This window comes from Streptomyces sp. NPDC020845, from assembly GCF_044334165.1.
In the GTDB taxonomy this organism is placed as follows: domain Bacteria; phylum Actinomycetota; class Actinomycetes; order Streptomycetales; family Streptomycetaceae; genus Streptomyces.
Map to the genome: position 1 here is coordinate 619,979 of NZ_JBIRSJ010000003.1, position 13,638 is coordinate 633,616.

The window sequence follows — 13,638 nt, forward strand, 5'->3', positions numbered from 1 at the left end:
CGGGAGCGCACGGGGGCAACGGGGGAGCGCGATCCCCCCCGCCCCGGGGCCCCGCCCCAGGGCCCGAAGTCACGATCTTGACCTTGTGTGCACTCCAAGTCCTAGCGTCCCGGGACATGAGCACCGAGCAACACAAGATCGGCAGCGGTTTCGGCGCGCACAGCACGGCGGACGACGTACTCACCGGCATCGACCTGTCGGGCAGAACCGCCCTGGTCACCGGCGGCTACTCCGGTCTCGGCCTGGAGACCACCCGGGCCCTCGCCCGGGCCGGCGCCCACGTCGTCGTCCCGGCCCGCAGGCCCGCCACCGCCGAGGAGGCCCTGCGCGGCATCGCGGGGACGGAGGCGTGGCAGCTGGAGCTGTCCGATCTGGAGAGCGTACGGGCCTTCGCCGACCGCTTCCTGGAGACCGGCCGCGCCCTCGACATCGTCATCAACAACGCGGGCGTCATGGCCTGCCCCGAGACCCGCGTCGGCCCCGGCTGGGAGGCGCATTTCGCGATCAACCACCTCGGCCACTTCGCCCTCGTCAACCGCCTCCGCCCGGCGCTGGCCCCCGGCGGGGCGCGGGTGGTGTCCGTGGCCTCCTCGGGCCACTTCCTCTCCGCTGTCCGCTGGGACGACCTGCACTTCCGTGCGGGCTACGACCGATGGCTCGCCTACGCCCAGTCCAAGACCGCGAACGCCCTCTTCGCCCTGCACCTCGACACGCTGGGCGCACACAGCGGAGTCCACGCCTTCGCCCTCCACCCGGGCAGCATCCTCACCCCACTCCAACGGCACATCCCCCGCGACGAGCAGATCGCCCAAGGCTGGATCACCGCCGACGGCACACCCGCGGACGGCTTCAAGACGCCCGCCCAGGGCGCGGCGACGGCCGTATGGGCCGCCACCTCGCCCCTGCTGGACGGCCACGGCGGTGCGTACTGCCAGGACTGCGATATCGCCGAGCCCGCCACGACCGACGACATGCTGATCGGCGGGGTCAAACCCTGGGCCGTGGACCCCGCCGCGGCGGCCCGGCTGTGGGAGCTGTCCAGCGAACTCACGAGCCTGGACGCGTTCTCGTAAACCGCCGGTTCGGACCCGGCCTCGGCGCTCACCGACGCGTCGCGTCGACGAGCGCGGTCACCTGCGCTGACCGGGACCGTATGTGCAGATGGCCGTCGCGGGGGAACGCGGGTGGCGCGGCGGGCAGGAGCGTGGCCAGGTCGTATCCGCTCTTCTGCGCCACGCGGCATGACGCCGCGTTGTCCACTTGGTGCAGCAGCTCAAGACGCGTCAGTCCGTCGGCGGCGAAGGCGGCGAAGGCCCAGTCGGTGAGGGCCCGCAGCGCCCGGGGGGCGACTCCCCGGCCGCGTGCGTGCGCCGCGGTCCAGTAGCCGACCTCGGCCGACGGCACGCCGGAGGTGACGTTCTTGAGCGCCACATGGCCCGCCAACCGCCCCTCGGACGCCGCGGTTCGGGCTTCGACGACCGCGAAAGTGAAGCGGTCCCCCGTCTCCCATCCCCGCTGCCGTTCCTGGATCCATCGTGCCGCGCCCGACTCGTCGTCCACGGCCGAACTCGTCCAGCGGCGCAATACGTCGTCCCGGTACAGCTCGACGAGGTCGGCGGCGTCCGCCGGGCTCCAGGGGCGCAGCACGAGGGCGGGCGCCGACGAGGTCGCCTCCGCTTTCAGCCGGGCAGGGATCACGCCACCAGGTCCTTCGCGATCGATTCGATTTCGATAAAGGTGAACGGCCGTTCCCAAGTATGCCCACTTGGCGCCGTCCAGGCTCCAGCCGTCCTACGTCCCCGGTCGATAGCGAAGGGGATGATCGTGCGGGACCTCCACGAGAACGATCCTGACCCCGTCCGGGTCGCTGATCCACATCTCGATCAGCCCCCAGGGCTCCTTCAGCGGTGGCCGCACCACCTCGACCCCGTGGGCCATCAGCTCCTCATGGGCCGCCGCGACGTCGGCGACCTGCAGCCACAGCTGGAGGCCAGGGGCCGGACGGGTGTCGGAGCGGCCGGAGAGTTCGAGGAAGCCGCCGCCGAGGAAGTAGACCGTGCCGCGCTCGGGGCCCTCGCCGAATTCCCGGTAGACCACGAGGCCCAGGGTCTCGCCGTAGAAGGCACGGGAGCGTTCGGGGTCGGTCGGCCGCAGCAGGGTGCGGCTGCTCAGTACATGCACCATGGCGCGACCTTACGCATCCCGGGTTAAGGTCGACTGCCGCCGCAGGGCGGTGTCGCACACCGCGGGGCACACCGCAGGGCACACCGCAAGGAAAGGACATCCGACCTCATGGAGACCGTGGACGCCACCCGGCCCGCCGCCGAGCCGACTTTCCGGGCCGCGACCGCGGCCGATGTGCCGGAGCTGGTCGCGCTGATCGAGTCGGCCTATCGCGGGGACTCCAGCAGGGCGGGCTGGACGACGGAGGCCGACATCCTGGGCGGGCAGCGCACCGACCCCGAGGGGGTCGCGGCCGTGGTGACGGGGGAGAACGGCCGGATGCTGGTGGTCGAGCGGGGTGGCGAGATGGTGGCCTGCTGCCAGCTGGAGCACCGCGGCGACCATGCCTACTTCGGGATGTTCGCGGTGCGGCCGGCGCTCCAGGGCGCCGGGCTCGGCAAGGTGATCATCGCCGAGGCAGAGCGGTGGGTGCGGGCCGAGTGGGGTGCGCGGGAGATGCGTATGACGGTGATCTCGGCCCGCGAGGACCTGATCGCGTGGTACGAGCGGCGCGGCTACGCCCGTACGGGGGAGATGACGCCGTTCCCGTACGGAGATGAGCGCTTCGGCATCCCGCGCCGCACCGATCTCGAGTTCGAGCTGCTGGTCAAGCCGCTGGCGTGAGGCCGGCCCACCAGAAGCCGAACCCCAGGAGCCTGGTCACGCCGTGTAGCGGGCCGCTCGCCTGATCTCCGGGTAGTCGGTGGTGCCCCCGTCCAGGCCGAGGCCGCGGGCCAGCCTTAGATGGTCCGGGGTGTTCACCGTCCAGCCGATGACCTTGAGGTCGGCCGCGTGGGCGCGCTGTACGAGCTCGAGGGTGATCCGGCGGATGTTGAGGACCAGCATCCCGGCGTCGACCGCCTGCGCCCGGTCGATCACATCGAGGCCGTAGCGGCTGGCGACGAGCGCGGTGCGGGCGGTCGGCAGGAGGGTGCGGATCTCGGCGATGGCCTGGTCGTGGAAGGAGAGCACGTCCACGCGGTCCAGCAGATTGCGGCGGGTGATCACCTCGGCGAGGGCCCGCGCGGCCGCGGTGTCCTTGATCTCCGCCTGGAGGGGCGCCTGCACGGCGTCCACGACCTCCTCGAAGACCGGGATGCGCTCACCCTGCCCGGCGTCGAGCTCGCGCAGTTCAGCGAGGGTGAAGTCGCTGATGGGCCCCTGTCCGTCGGTCGTGCGGTCCACGTCGGCGTCGTGCATGACCACGAGCTCGCCGTCCTTGCTCAGATGCAGGTCCAGCTCGATGACGTCCAGGCCCTCGCGCTCGGCCCGGAGGAAGGACCGGAGGGTGTTCTCCGGCTCGACGCCCATCACTCCGCGGTGTCCGATGGTGAGAAAGGTCAACGGTGTCTCGCTCTTCTGTCGGCTCTGCTGGTCGTGCTGAGGCGGCTGCCCGGACCGGCGCTCAGCGTAACGGCCCACCGCGACGCGGGGGTTAAGGCAGGGCCGCGGCAGAGGCGCGGCTCGGCTACCGATCCATGACCGAGCCATGTCCTACAGGAAAAACATCGGTGGGGAGGGGGCGGGGCAGGATAATTTCCGGTGGCCCCACTTGAGCCGGAGAACAGTCGCTGGATACGGTGTCTCTACGCGAGTTTCTTCGGTGGAGGTGTGGTTATGACGGAAATTCTTTCGTCTACGGTGGCGGAGGGTGTCATTCTGCCTGCGGAGCGTGTGGATCGCGTAGTGGAGCACCCGTCCTGGGCCGTGCTCAAGGACGCCGTGGAGGCCATCAGGCCCTGGCAGTCCAGGGACGGTTCGATCGACTTCGAGGCCGACGGCGCTCCACCCCGAGCCAGAGCCCAGGACGCCGTCGACCAGGTCGTACGGGCCGTCGAGGAGCTGGCCCCGCTGCTGCCGCACGACGCCGCGTACCACCAGGCGCTCGTCGCCGATCTCCGCCGCTGGGCCGAGGGCGGCTTCGGGGTGCCGGACTTCCTCGACTCGCTGCTCGCCTTCCAGCCCGCCCGCGGGCGCGCCGACGGCCTGCAGCACCTGGTCGTCTTCCCGATGTACACGCAGAACGGCAACCCGGACCGCAACCTCGAGGCGCTGGTCGTACGCGTGGTGTGGCCGGACTGGCTGGCCGAGCTCGAGCGCACCCGCTACGACAACCCGCTCTACATCGGCCTGGCCTTCGAGGACTTCACCTCCGGCTACGACACCAACTCCGCGGTGCTCTTCCCCGAGACCATCGCCGTCCGTGAGGTCCCGGAGCGGTTCAGCTGGGGAGGGATCTTCTGCGACCGCGAGGCCGCCCGCTTCCGGCGGGTGAGCGAGGCCGCCGTCCAGGCGCTGGGCATCGAGCTCCCCGAGGACGTCCGGGACATGCTCGCCGACCAGCGGCGCTGCCAGGAGGCGTTCGCCCTGTGGGACATGGTCCACGACCGCACCCACAGCCATGGCGATCTGCCCTTCGACCCCTTCATGATCAAGCAGCGCCAGCCGTTCTGGATGTACGGCCTGGAGGAGCTGCGCTGTGACCTCACCGCCTTCAAGGAGGCCGTGAAGCTGGAGGCCGAGGGGATCGCCCAGGCCCGCGACGTCCAGTACGCCGTGATCTTCGACCGGATGTTCCGGTTCCCCGTCACCGGCGACCGCGTACGCAACTACGACGGGCTCGGCGGCCAGCTGCTCTTCGCCTATCTGCACCAGCACGACGTCGTACGCTGGACGGACAACACCCTGCACATCGACTGGGTCCGCGCCCCGCAGGTCACCAACCAGCTGTGCGGCGAGATCGAGAAGCTGTACCGCGACGGCATCGACCGCCCCAAGCTCGTCCACTGGTTCAAGGCGTATGAGCTGGTCTCGTCCTATCTGGCCCCGCACCCCGGCTCGGTGTGGGCCAAGGGCCCCGACGCCCTCGACCTCACCCAGCCGCCGCGCAAGCTGGTGGACGACGTGCTCCCCGACGAGTTCCCGCTCAGCATGTTCTACGAGGCGCTTGCCAAGAAGCTGCGCGCCGTGGTCGCCTCCACCAAGGGCATCACGGCCGACAGCGACGTCAAGGCGGCCGCGTGAAGCCGATGGCAGGGAAGCCGATGGCAGGGATGAGCGGAGCGCCCGAGGAGGCGACGACCATGACCACACCGACGTCGAGCCCCACCCCGAACGAGCCGAACGGCAAGGGGCCCCTGGACGGAGCCGTGGTCGCGGTGGCCGGCGCCGCGGGCCCGGCGGGCCGCGCCGTGCTGCTCCGCCTCGCCGAGGCCGGGGCCACCGTCATCGCCTCCGACGCGGACCCCGCCCGGCTGGCCGAAGCCGTGGACGCCGCCCGCTACGCCCACGGCGGGGCCACCGTCACCGGCGACACCGTCGACCTGCTCGATCTGCGCGCGGCCCGCGCATGGGCCGACCGCATCGAGAAGGAGTTCGGCCGGGTCGACGGACTGGTGCACCTGGTCGGCGGCTGGCGCGGCGGCAAGAGCTTCGCCGACGCACCGCTCGCCGACTGGGACACCCTGCACAACCTGCTGATCAGGACCGCCCAGCACACCTCGCTCGCCTTCCACGACGCCCTGCTGCGCAGCGGCAAGGGGCGCTATGTCCTGATCAGCGCGGCGGGCGCCTCCCAGCCCACCGCCGGCAACGCCGCGTACGCCGCCGCCAAGGCCGCCGCCGAGGCATGGACCCTCGCGCTCGCCGACTCCTTCCGGAAGCTGGGGGACGAGGGCGGCCCGGCCGCGGCCGCTGTCATCCTGGTGGTCAAGGCGCTGGTGCACGACGCCATGCGAGCGGAGCGCCCCAACGCGAAGTTCGCGGGCTTCACGGACGTCAAGGAGCTGGCCGAGGCCATCGCCGGACTCTGGGACCGGCCCGCCCGGGAAGTGAACGGAACCCGTCTGTGGCTGACCCCCAAGCCGTGAACCCAGGGCGCACCGACGCCCGCCGCCACCACGACCCCGATCTGCGCGGATTCGCCAGCGACAACTACGCGGGAGCCCATCCGGAAGTCCTCGCCGCGCTCGCCCTCGCCAACGGCGGCCACCAGGTCGCCTACGGCGAGGACGAGTACACCGAGCATCTCCAGCGGGTGATGCGCAGCCACTTCGGGGCCGCGGCGCAGACCTTCCCGGTCTTCAACGGCACCGGCGCCAATGTGGTCGCCCTCCAGGCGCTCACCGACCGCTGGGGCGCGGTCATCGCGGCCGACACCGCGCATATCCACGTCGACGAGTGCGGGGCTCCCGAGCGCGTGGGCGGGCTGAAGCTGCTCACCGTTCCCACCGAGGACGGCAAGCTCACCCCCGAGCTCATCGACCGCGAGGCGTACGGCTGGGACGACGAGCACCGGGCCATGCCCCAGGTCGTCTCCATCGCCCAGAACACCGAGCTGGGCACCGTCTACACGGTGGACGAGATCCGCGCCATCTGCGACCACGCCCATGAGCGCGGTATGAAGGTCCACCTCGACGGGGCCCGGATAGCGAACGCGGCCGCGTCCCTGGACGTGCCGATGCGCTCCTTCACCAATGTGGCGGGCGTGGACGTGCTGACCTTCGGCGGCACCAAGAACGGCATGCTCTTCGGCGAGGCCGTGGTGGTCCTCAACCCGGACGCGGTCCGCGGTATGAAGCATCTGCGCAAGCTGTCCATGCAGCTGGCGTCCAAGATGCGGTTCGTCTCCGTACAGCTGGAGGCGCTGCTCGCCCGCGACCTGTGGCTGCGCAACGCCCGCCACGCCAACACCATGGCCCGGCGGCTGGCCGAGGGGGTCCGTACGGTCGAGGGAGTCCAGATCCTCCACCCGGTCCAGGCCAACGCCGTCTTCGCCCGGCTGCCGCACGACGCGGCCGAGCGCCTGCAGAAGCGCTACCGCTTCTACTTCTGGGACGAGGCAGCGGGCGATGTGCGGTGGATGTGCTCCTTCGATACGACCGAGGAGGACGTCGACGGGTTCGTCGCCGCGCTTCGCGAGGAGATGGGCAAGGCGTAGCACCGCTCCGGGCTCTGTCCGGCCGATGGAACAGCCGGTCGGACAGGGCACGGTCGGCCAGGGTCCGTACGGAGCGGGCCCGGTCGGACAGGGCCCGTACGGAGCGGGGTCAGCGGCGGTCGAGACCGGCCGCCTGGGCCGGGGTGGGCGCGGTGCCGCCGAGGTGGGCCGGGACCCACCAGGTGTCGTCCTCGTTCTTGGGCCGCACCGGGTACGCCCGCTGCGCCGCCTCCAGCAGCTCCTGCACCCGGGAGCGCAGCCGCTCGGTGAGCGTGTCGGACGGCTCGGTCGGGTCGGCCTCCATGGGCGCGCCCACCCGCATCGTGATCGGGAAGTGGTTACGGCCCAGATCGCGTTTGTGGCCCTTGGTCCACAGCCGCTGGGTGCCCCACAGCGCCATCGGCAGCAGCGGTACGCCCGCCTCCTGGGCCAGCCGGGCCGCGCCCGTCTTGAAGTTCTTGAGGGCGAACGACTGGGAGATCGTCGCCTCCGGGAACACCCCGATGATTTCGCCCGAGCGCAGCGCCTTCAGCGCGTGGCGGTAGGCGTCCATGCCCGCCGCGCGGTCGACGGGGATGTGCTTCATCGCGCGCATCAGCGGACCGGCGACCTTGTGCCGGAAGACCGAGTCCTTGGCCATGAAGCGGACGAGCCGCTTGGCCGGACGCGCGGTCAGTCCGGCAAAGACGAAGTCCAGATAGCCGATGTGGTTGCTCACCAGTACCGCGCCGCCCCGCTTGGGGATGTTCTCGGTGCCCTTGATGTCGAAGCGCAGGTCCAGTGCCTTGAACATGGTGCGGGCGACACCGATCACCGGCGGGTAGACGAGCTCTGCCATGGGGGGACCCTTCTCGTTTCCTGGGAGGGCTCTCCCGACGGAAGTTACGCGGCCGTAGGTTCTGGGCTTCTGGCAGATGGTGCCCCATATCGCGCCCGTCTGCCTACCGGGCGAACACCTGGGGCCGCGAGATCCTCATCACGTCGGCGGACGGGCGTGCGCCGGGGCGGGCGCGGGGAGGAATGTCCCCCGGGGATCCGGTGCTGCATCCGTCGAGGGACGATCGAGAGGGACGATCGAAAGGACAGCGGGTGCGAAGCGGACAGGGCGAGGGTGACCAGGGCGGGCGGCTGGACGCCGCGGAACTGGGTGCGCGGCTGGGGGAGCGGGCGACGCTCGTGCAGTTTTCCAGCGCGTTCTGCCAGCCGTGCCGGGCCACCCGGCGCGTCCTCGCCGATGTCGCCCGGATGGTGGACGGCGTGGCGCATGTGGAGATCGACGCCGAGGCGCGACTGGACCTCGTGCGCAGACTGGATGTCGTACGGACCCCCACGGTGCTGGTGCTCGACGCCGCGGGCCGTATCGTGCGCCGCGCGGCCGGGCAGCCGCGTACGGCGGATGTGATCGCGGCGCTCGGCGCGGCGGTCTGATCCGCCGACGGCTGCCGTTGGCAAGGTCACAGTTCAACCGGGTTGCTTACGGGGAACGACCTGGGTGTACTGACGAGTAATATTTCGATCGGTGCAGGGCCCACCCCGGTCGCCGACCGGCCGGAATCCGCACCCGAAGGCGCCTATGCTGCCTGGACAAGGCAGCACGAAGAGACGATGCAGTAGGAGAGCCGGCGTGAGCTTGAGGATCGTTGTCTGTGTGAAGTACGTGCCCGACGCCACCGGCGACCGGCACTTCGCCGAAGATCTGACTGTCGACCGCGACGATGTGGACGGCCTGCTCTCCGAGCTGGACGAGTACGCGGTGGAGCAGGCGCTGCAGATCGCGGAGGAGCGTCGGCGGGAAGGGGCCGAGGCCGAGATCACCGTGCTGACCGTCGGCCCCGAGGACGCCAAGGACGCGCTGCGCAAGGCGCTGTCCATGGGTGCCGACAAGGCCGTCCATGTAGAGGACGACGATCTGCACGGCACCGATGCGCTGGGCACCTCGCTGGTGCTGGCCAAGGCGGTCGAGAAGACCGGCTACGACCTGGTGATCTGCGGTATGGCCTCCACCGACGGCACCATGGGCGTGCTGCCGGCGCTGCTCGCCGAGCGCCTGGGCGTCCCGCAGGTCACGCTGCTGTCGGAGGTCTCGGTCGAGGGCGGCCCCAACGGCACAGTGAAGGGCCGCCGTGACGGGGACACCGCGAGCGAGCAGCTGGAGGCTTCGCTGCCCGCCGTCGTGTCGGTCACCGACCAGTCGGGTGAGGCCCGTTACCCCTCCTTCAAGGGCATCATGGCCGCCAAGAAGAAGCCGGTGACCTCCTGGGACCTGGAGGACCTGGAGATCGAGGCGGACGAGGTCGGCCTGGAGGGCGCCTGGACCGCGGTCGACAGCGCCGCGGAGCGCCCGGCCCGTACCGCGGGCACGATCGTCAAGGACGAGGGCGAGGGCGGCAAGCAGCTTGCCGAGTTCCTGGCGGGCCAGAAGTTCATCTGACCCGGCCGCGCCCGACGCACCGCCAACCGCCCGCACTTTTTCCGCAGGAGATCGATTCCCATGGCTGAAGTCCTCGTCTATGTCGACCACGTGGACGGCGCCGTCCGCAAGCCCACCCTCGAACTGCTGACCCTGGCCCGCCGCATCGGCGAGCCCGTCGCCGTCGCCCTGGGCAACGGCGCAGCCGACACCGCCGCGACGCTCGCCGAGCACGGCGCGGCGAAGGTGCTCACGCACGACGCCGCGGAGTACGCCGACTACCTGGTCGTACCGAAGGTGGACGCGCTGCAGGCCGCCTACAAGGCCGTCTCCCCGGCCGCCGTCCTCGTCCCCTCTTCCGCCGAGGGCAAGGAGATCGCCGCCCGGCTGGCGGTCCGGATCGGCTCGGGCATCATCACCGACGCCATCGACCTGGAGGCCGGCGACGAGGGCCCGGTCGCGACCCAGTCGGTGTTCGCCGCGGCGTTCACCACCAAGTCCCGGGTCAGCAAGGGCACCCCGGTGATCACCGTCAAGCCGAACGCGGCCGCCGTGGAGGCCGCCCCGGCCGCCGGTGCCGTCGAGGCTCTTGAGGTCTCGTTCTCGGAGCAGGCCACCGGCACCAAGGTCACCGCCCGCACCCCGCGTGAGTCCACCGGCCGCCCGGAGCTGACCGAGGCCGCGATCGTGGTCTCCGGCGGCCGTGGCGTCGGCGGCGCGGAGAACTTCCCCCTCGTCGAGGCCCTGGCCGACTCGCTCGGCGCCGCCGTGGGCGCGTCGCGCGCCGCGGTGGACGCGGGCTGGTACCCGCACACCAACCAGGTCGGCCAGACCGGCAAGTCGGTCTCGCCGCAGCTGTACATCGCGACCGGCATCTCCGGCGCCATCCAGCACCGGGCCGGTATGCAGACCTCCAAGACGATCGTGGCCATCAACAAGGACGCCGAGGCCCCGATCTTCGACCTCGTGGACTACGGCGTGGTCGGCGACCTCTTCGAGGTGGTCCCGCAGCTGACCGAGGAGATCAAGGCCCGTAAGGGCTGACGCCTCTGCCACTGGACGGCCCTCATGCGCGGACGACGCTCCGTGCGTGGGGGCCGCGTGCGTTTCTGGCGAAGGAGGGAGGGTGTTGACCTGGGGTCGAGCCGCAGATAACTTCGCTGTGCGGATTATGGATTCCGCATTTCGGAAAGGCTGGCTGGTGTGATGGAGGATACGGGGATGGGGCAGCAGGAGACGTTCACGACCAGTCTTCCCGGCGCCGTACGTGACGGAATCGCCGCCTCCCTCGCCGGCGTCGACGCCGAACTCGCCCGCCGCTACCCCGGCGACCCCGGCACCCGCCAGCCCGTCCACACCGTCTACGTCCCCGCCGACCTCTACACCGCGGGCACCGTCCGCGACTGGGGCGACCAGGCGCTCGCCGCGCTCGACGAACACGCCCCCGACGCCGCCGCGCTGGCCGCCGTCCTCGGCATCCAGGACGACCTCGCCGAGCCGGTCTACGCGCGGATGCGCGCCAAGCTGACGCGCGAGCCCATCGAGGATCTGCGCATCGACTTCGAGGACGGCTACGGCCCGCGCCCCGACGCCGAGGAGGACGCCGCGGCCGCCCGCGCGGCCTCGCTCGTCGCCGCCGCCGTCGCGGACGGCACCGCGCCGCCGTACGTCGGCATCCGCATGAAGTGCATGGAGGCCGCCGTCCGCGACCGTGGCATCCGCACCCTCGACATCTTTCTCACCGCGCTGATGGACGCCGGAGGTCTGCCCGGCGGACTCGTTCTCACCCTGCCGAAGGTCACCTACGCCGAGCAGGTCACCGCCATGGTCCGGCTGTGCGAGGCGTTCGAGCGGGCGCACGGCCTGGCCGCGGGCCGGATCGGCTTCGAGATCCAGATCGAGACCACCCAGGCGATCCTCGGCCCCGACGGCCGCGCCACCGTCGCCCGTATGATCGACGCCGCCGAGGGCCGGGCCACCGGGCTGCACTACGGAACCTTCGACTACAGCGCCTCCTGCGGGGTCAGCGCCGCCCACCAGTCCATGGACCACCCCGTCGCGGACCACGCCAAGGCCGTGATGCAGGTCGCCGCCGCGGGCACCGGCGTCAGGCTCTCCGACGGCTCGACCAACGTTCTGCCCGTCGGTTCGTCCGAGCAGGTCCACGAGGCCTGGCGGCTCCACCACCGCCTGGTACGGCGGTCGTTGGCGCGCGCGTACTACCAGGGGTGGGACATGCACCCCGGCCATCTGCCGACGCGTTACGCCGCCGTCTACGGCTTCTACCGGGAGGGCCTGCCCCAGGCCGCGGCCCGGCTGGCCGCGTACGTCGACCGCGCGGGCGGCGCCGGGAGCGCGATCGCCGACGAACCGGCCACGGCCAAGGCCCTCAGCGGCTATCTGCTGCGCGGCCTGGACTGCGGCGCGGTGGACGGCGCGGAGGTGGAGCGGCTGACCGGCCTGGACCGCGCCGCCCTGAACACCCTGTCGGGCCGGGCCCCCGCCACGAGTTGACCCCGCCGGGCCGGGAGAGCTCCGCCGGGCCCGACTCCGCGCGCTTCACTCCGACGCCTCACCCGGGATGCGGTCCCGCCGGGGAAGGCGGGAGATGTTGTCATGACCGGCGCCCCCGACGAGTCACCGGCCGGCCCCCCGACACCGAAGCCCCCGACACCGAAGCCCCCGACGACGAAGCCCCCGACACCGAAGCTCCCGACGAAGCCACCGCACGACCACTCAGCCGCTGGGGCACGGGGCGGCCGGGTGTGCCGTCGCGGGGTCCGGCGCGCCGGGGGGATCGCCAGGAGCGCGGCGTCGGGGCTGCTGATCTCGCTCGCCTGTCTGCTCGTACCGGTGTCCCTGGTGTCGGTGTGGCTCCACGACGTTCTCCTCGACACCGGCCGCTACATGGCGACGGTCTCCCCGCTCGCCAAGGACCCGGCCATCCAGGACGCCGCGCTGCGGCACGTACGCCAAGCCCTGAACGCCCGCCGCAGCGGCCGGGACCTCACCTCGGACATCGCTTCCTGGCTCCGCCGCCAGGGGGTTTCGCCCAAGGCCGCCGACGCCGTCCAGGGGCTGGGGCTCAAGCTGGACCCGGCCGTCGACCAGGCGTTGACGAGGGTGGCGGCGCATGTCGTGCGCGGCGACCAGTTCCCGGCGGTGTGGGTCGGCGCCAACCGGGCCGGCCACTCCGCTCTCGTGCATGTGCTCACCGGCGAGGGGCACGGGGCGGTCGGGGTGGACGGCGACACCGTGACCCTGGACGTGGGCGCGGCCGTCAAGAAGGTCAAGCGGCAGCTGCTGAACGTCGGACTCTCCTCGGCGAGCGCCATCCCCGACGTCGACCGGCGCATGGTCCTGTTCCACTCCGACCAACTGGGCCGGGTCAGATTCGGGGCGCGCCTGCTGGACCTGGCCGGTGTCTGGCTGCCCGGGCTCACCGCGCTGCTCGGCACCTCGGGCGTCCTGCTCGCGCGCCGGCGCCGCCGCGCCCTGGCCCGCGCCGCGCTGGGGACCGCCGTCACCTCTCTCGCCCTGGGCGCGGGCCTGGCCGTCGCCCGCCGGTACTGGCTCGCCCATCTGCCGCCGAGCGTGCTGCCCCGGGCGGCAGCCGCGGCCGTATACGACACGCTGCTGCGCGGTTTGTGGACCACCGTCCGCACCGCGGGGGTGCTCGGCCTCGCCGTCGCGCTGGGCGCCTACCTGGCGGGACCCGGCCGACTGCCCCGCGCGGCGCGCAAGGGCGCCGACCGCGGCGCCGACTCCGCCGCGCGCTGGAGCGCGGCGCGCGGGCTGCGCACCGGGCGGGTCGGCGCCTGGGCCGCGGGCCACCGCCGGGGGCTGACGTTCGGGGTGCTGCTGCCGACGGCCGCCGCGTTCGGCCTCTGGAACCGTCCCACCGCGGCAACGGTGCTGCTCCTGACGCTGGTTCTGCTGGCCGCGCTCGCGGCGATCGCGCTGCTGGCCGCGACCGGCCGGGTGCCCCGGCCCCGCGCGGCCCGCCCCCGGGCGCCCACCGGGCGCGGCGGTCGGTAGGCCTGTCGTCGAAGGGGCCGCTACGGGC

14 protein-coding genes are annotated in these 13,638 nt (G+C 71.9%); 10 read left to right on the top strand and 4 right to left on the bottom strand.

The features are described 5' to 3' along the window. The first annotated feature begins 116 nt into the window (after positions 1-116). Positions 117-1,073: an SDR family NAD(P)-dependent oxidoreductase gene (locus ACH4U7_RS09905; protein WP_398527451.1), complete on the top strand. Its 957-nt coding sequence runs from the start codon at positions 117-119 to the stop codon at positions 1,071-1,073. A 28-nt stretch (positions 1,074-1,101) separates the two neighbouring features. Here the strand turns inward: ACH4U7_RS09905 and ACH4U7_RS09910 are convergent, their stop codons facing one another. Beyond that, positions 1,102-1,698 (bottom strand): GNAT family N-acetyltransferase, encoded by a 597-nt coding sequence (locus ACH4U7_RS09910; protein WP_398527452.1) that lies wholly within the window; start codon positions 1,696-1,698, stop codon positions 1,102-1,104. 93 nt (positions 1,699-1,791) lie between these two features. Further along, positions 1,792-2,184, bottom strand: a complete 393-nt coding sequence (locus tag ACH4U7_RS09915) for a VOC family protein (RefSeq protein ID WP_398527453.1) — start codon at positions 2,182-2,184, stop codon at positions 1,792-1,794. A 108-nt stretch (positions 2,185-2,292) separates the two neighbouring features. Between ACH4U7_RS09915 and ACH4U7_RS09920 the strand changes: the two genes are divergently transcribed. After that, positions 2,293-2,847: a GNAT family N-acetyltransferase gene (locus ACH4U7_RS09920; protein WP_398527454.1), complete on the top strand. Its 555-nt coding sequence runs from the start codon at positions 2,293-2,295 to the stop codon at positions 2,845-2,847. A 36-nt stretch (positions 2,848-2,883) separates the two neighbouring features. Here ACH4U7_RS09920 and ACH4U7_RS09925 read toward each other — a convergent pair whose 3' ends face one another. Beyond that, complete coding sequence (locus ACH4U7_RS09925) at positions 2,884-3,567, bottom strand: glycerophosphodiester phosphodiesterase (protein WP_398527455.1); 684 nt, start codon at positions 3,565-3,567, stop codon at positions 2,884-2,886. Positions 3,568-3,840: 273 nt separating this feature from the next. On the opposite strand from ACH4U7_RS09925, the gene ACH4U7_RS09930 reads away from it, so the two are divergent. The 3 genes from ACH4U7_RS09930 to ACH4U7_RS09940 are packed head-to-tail and all read left to right on the top strand — an operon-like array spanning position 3,841 to position 7,162. Further along, positions 3,841-5,247, top strand: a complete 1,407-nt coding sequence (locus ACH4U7_RS09930; RefSeq protein WP_398527456.1) for a DUF6421 family protein — start codon at positions 3,841-3,843, stop codon at positions 5,245-5,247. A 59-nt stretch (positions 5,248-5,306) separates the two neighbouring features. Next, the gene (locus ACH4U7_RS09935; protein WP_398527457.1) at positions 5,307-6,092 is read left to right on the top strand and encodes an SDR family NAD(P)-dependent oxidoreductase; all 786 of its coding nucleotides are present in this window, start codon (positions 5,307-5,309) and stop codon (positions 6,090-6,092) included. Continuing rightward, positions 6,071-7,162 (top strand): threonine aldolase family protein, encoded by a 1,092-nt coding sequence (locus tag ACH4U7_RS09940; protein ID WP_398527458.1) that lies wholly within the window; start codon positions 6,071-6,073, stop codon positions 7,160-7,162. The genes ACH4U7_RS09935 and ACH4U7_RS09940 overlap by 22 nt, the downstream gene beginning before the upstream one ends. A 109-nt stretch (positions 7,163-7,271) precedes the next feature. Here the strand turns inward: ACH4U7_RS09940 and ACH4U7_RS09945 are convergent, their stop codons facing one another. Next, on the bottom strand, positions 7,272-8,000 hold the full coding sequence (locus ACH4U7_RS09945; protein WP_398527459.1) for a lysophospholipid acyltransferase family protein: 729 nt from the start codon (positions 7,998-8,000) through the stop codon (positions 7,272-7,274). Between the two features lie 251 nt (positions 8,001-8,251). Here ACH4U7_RS09945 and ACH4U7_RS09950 point away from each other — a divergent pair, with 251 nt between their 5' ends. The 5 genes from ACH4U7_RS09950 (at position 8,252) to ACH4U7_RS09970 (ending at position 13,610) form a co-directional block, all read left to right on the top strand. Continuing rightward, positions 8,252-8,590: a TlpA family protein disulfide reductase gene (locus ACH4U7_RS09950; RefSeq protein WP_385613362.1), complete on the top strand. Its 339-nt coding sequence runs from the start codon at positions 8,252-8,254 to the stop codon at positions 8,588-8,590. A 196-nt stretch (positions 8,591-8,786) separates the two neighbouring features. Further along, positions 8,787-9,593: an electron transfer flavoprotein subunit beta/FixA family protein gene (locus tag ACH4U7_RS09955; protein ID WP_398527460.1), complete on the top strand. Its 807-nt coding sequence runs from the start codon at positions 8,787-8,789 to the stop codon at positions 9,591-9,593. A 60-nt stretch (positions 9,594-9,653) separates the two neighbouring features. Beyond that, positions 9,654-10,616, top strand: coding sequence for an electron transfer flavoprotein subunit alpha/FixB family protein (locus tag ACH4U7_RS09960; RefSeq protein ID WP_398527461.1), 963 nt, complete (start codon positions 9,654-9,656; stop codon positions 10,614-10,616). Between the two features lie 177 nt (positions 10,617-10,793). After that, positions 10,794-12,086: a DUF6986 family protein gene (locus tag ACH4U7_RS09965; protein WP_398527462.1), complete on the top strand. Its 1,293-nt coding sequence runs from the start codon at positions 10,794-10,796 to the stop codon at positions 12,084-12,086. A 249-nt stretch (positions 12,087-12,335) separates the two neighbouring features. Continuing rightward, positions 12,336-13,610 carry a hypothetical protein gene (locus tag ACH4U7_RS09970; protein ID WP_398527463.1) on the top strand — a complete coding sequence of 425 codons (1,275 nt, stop codon included), beginning with the start codon at positions 12,336-12,338 and terminating at the stop codon, positions 13,608-13,610. The last annotated feature ends 28 nt before the right edge of the window (positions 13,611-13,638 follow it).

Excerpts from the sequence above, each read along its gene's own strand:
- ACH4U7_RS09930 (WP_398527456.1), top strand. The coding sequence starts at position 3,841 with ATGACGGAAATTCTTTCGTCTACGGTGGCGGAGGGTGTCATTCTGCCT.
- ACH4U7_RS09905 (WP_398527451.1), top strand. The coding sequence starts at position 117 with ATGAGCACCGAGCAACACAAGATCGGCAGCGGTTTCGGCGCGCACAGC.
- ACH4U7_RS09920 (WP_398527454.1), top strand. The coding sequence starts at position 2,293 with ATGGAGACCGTGGACGCCACCCGGCCCGCCGCCGAGCCGACTTTCCGG.
- ACH4U7_RS09960 (WP_398527461.1), top strand. The coding sequence starts at position 9,654 with ATGGCTGAAGTCCTCGTCTATGTCGACCACGTGGACGGCGCCGTCCGC.
- ACH4U7_RS09965 (WP_398527462.1), top strand. The coding sequence starts at position 10,794 with ATGGGGCAGCAGGAGACGTTCACGACCAGTCTTCCCGGCGCCGTACGT.
- ACH4U7_RS09945 (WP_398527459.1), bottom strand. The coding sequence starts at position 8,000 with ATGGCAGAGCTCGTCTACCCGCCGGTGATCGGTGTCGCCCGCACCATG.
- ACH4U7_RS09935 (WP_398527457.1), top strand. The coding sequence starts at position 5,307 with ATGACCACACCGACGTCGAGCCCCACCCCGAACGAGCCGAACGGCAAG.
- ACH4U7_RS09915 (WP_398527453.1), bottom strand. The coding sequence starts at position 2,184 with ATGGTGCATGTACTGAGCAGCCGCACCCTGCTGCGGCCGACCGACCCC.